This window comes from Mesorhizobium sp. M7A.F.Ca.AU.002.02.1.1 (genome assembly GCF_003998535.1).
GTDB classification, from domain to species: domain Bacteria; phylum Pseudomonadota; class Alphaproteobacteria; order Rhizobiales; family Rhizobiaceae; genus Mesorhizobium; species Mesorhizobium ciceri.
Window position 1 is genome coordinate 1 of record NZ_RZPB01001029.1, and the last position, 1,769, is coordinate 1,769.

At 67.7% G+C, this 1,769-nt stretch carries 2 protein-coding genes and 1 pseudogene; 1 reads left to right on the top strand and 2 read right to left on the bottom strand.

What is annotated here, in order from left to right; all coding sequences use genetic code 11:
* A pseudogene (locus tag EN879_RS34605) lies at nucleotides 1–202 on the bottom strand (cobalamin biosynthesis bifunctional protein CbiET); the annotation flags it as partial.
* Nucleotide 203: 1 nt separating this feature from the next.
* On the opposite strand from EN879_RS34605, the gene EN879_RS34610 reads away from it, so the two are divergent.
* Nucleotides 204–980 carry a cobalt-precorrin-6A reductase gene (locus tag EN879_RS34610; protein ID WP_063168245.1) on the top strand — a complete coding sequence of 259 codons (777 nt, stop codon included), beginning with the start codon at nucleotides 204–206 and terminating at the stop codon, nucleotides 978–980.
* Here EN879_RS34610 and EN879_RS34615 read toward each other — a convergent pair.
* Entirely contained in the window at nucleotides 944–1,708 is a 765-nt protein-coding gene (locus EN879_RS34615; RefSeq protein ID WP_063168244.1) for a precorrin-3B C(17)-methyltransferase, read from the bottom strand. The two genes, EN879_RS34610 and EN879_RS34615, sit on opposite strands and share 37 nt — an antisense overlap.
* Nucleotides 1,709–1,769 lie beyond the last annotated feature (61 nt).

The window sequence follows — 1,769 nt, forward strand, 5'->3', positions numbered from 1 at the left end:
TCTCGGCATCGAACGGAACCGGCCATGGGCGCGGCTCGCCCTTGGCGAAGGAAGCGACAAGGGCGAGGTGCCGCTTGCCGCCGAAGATGATCTCAGCCTGGGCAATCCGCTGCTTGGCCTCGTCGCCGAGACCCGCCAAACCGTCCTCGCCGATGCCGACGACTGTCAGCCAGGCGGCTCGCGATTGACGCTCAGCAGGCATAATGACCCACCGTATCCTGATCCTCGGCGGCACCACCGAAGCGCGGCAACTGGCCGGAAAACTGGCGGCGCGTGCCTCGGTCACACTGTCGCTGGCCGGCCGCACCGAAAGCCCGGTCGCGCAAGGCGTGCCGGTGCGAAGCGGAGGCTTTGGCGGCGCCGACGGGCTGGCCGCTTACCTCACGGAAACGGCCACCGATCTGCTGATCGACGCCACGCATCCCTATGCGGCGCAAATCTCCGCCAATGCCGCACAAGCCGCGCGCATGGCCGGCGTGCCGATCCTTGCCCTGCGGCGTCCCGGCTGGGAGCCTGTCGAAGGCGACCGCTGGACGTTGGTCGGTACGGTCGGCGATGCCGCGCAAGCGCTTGGACCGGCGCCGCGCCGCGTTTTTCTGGCACTGGGCCGGCAAGAGGTTGCGGCTTTCGAAGCAGCGCCCCAGCACCACTATGTCATTCGCAGTGTCGATCCGGTCGAGCCGAAGCTGGCCGTGCCCGACGCCGAATATCTGTTGGCCCGTGGCCCGTTTCGCGACGCGGAGGAACGCGCGCTGCTCGAAAGGCACCGCATCGATGTCGTGGTGTCCAAGAACAGCGGCGGCGAGGCGACCTTTGGCAAGATCGCCTCGGCGCGGGCGCTTGGCATCGAGGTGGTCATGATCCGCAGGCCTGATCTGCCGGACGTGCCCTCGGCTGAAACCGTCGAAGCGCTGGCCGCCATTGTCGATCGATTTGGGATCGATCATTTTGTCCGTCCCGTGGACGAGCGCGGCGTGTAGACCAGCGCCGGCTTCTCCGTGCGCTTGATAATCCTGGTTTCCGGCGAGCCGATGATGATGCAGGTCGCCATGTCCGCCTTTTCAGCCTCGACATCGGCCAGCAGGTAGACCTCGATACGCTCGTCCGGGCGACCGGCGGCGCGGCCGAAGATTACCGGCGTGGTGCCCGGCAGGATGGCGGTCAGGCACTCGAAGGCGCGGCCGAGTTGCCAGGGGCGGGCCTTGCTGATCGGGTTGTAAAGCGCGATGACGAAGCCGGCACCGGCCGCCGCCAGCAGGCGCAGTTCGATCAACTCCCATGGCTTTAGATTGTCGGAGAGCGAGATGGCGCAGAAATCATGGCCGAGCGGCGCGCCGATGCGGGCGGCAACCGCAAGCATGGCGGTGATGCCGGGCACCACGGCGACATCGACTGCGCGCCATTCGACCGGACCGGCCTCGATCGCCTCGCAGACGGCCGCCGCCATGGCGAACACGCCGGGATCGCCGCCGGAGACCACGGCGACGTCATGGCCCTCTGCAGCCTTGCTCAATGCGTCCTTGGAGCGGGCGAGTTCCTCGCGGTTGTCGGAAGCGACGCGGGTCTGGTCCGGGCGCAGGTCCAGCCGGTCGAGATAGGGTTTGTAGCCGTAAAAGAATTTCGCCTCGGCGACAGCGCGGCTGGCCTCCGGGGTGACCTGATCGGCATTGCCGGGGCCAAGGCCGATGACGATGAGACGGCCACTCATACCTGCGCTCCCACGGCGCCGGGGCGGCCGGACCAGCCGGCGACCAGCACGATGGCGAAGT

Excerpts from the sequence above, each read along its gene's own strand:
- EN879_RS34610 (WP_063168245.1), top strand. The coding sequence starts at position 204 with ATGACCCACCGTATCCTGATCCTCGGCGGCACCACCGAAGCGCGGCAA.
- EN879_RS34615 (WP_063168244.1), bottom strand. The coding sequence starts at position 1,708 with ATGAGTGGCCGTCTCATCGTCATCGGCCTTGGCCCCGGCAATGCCGAT.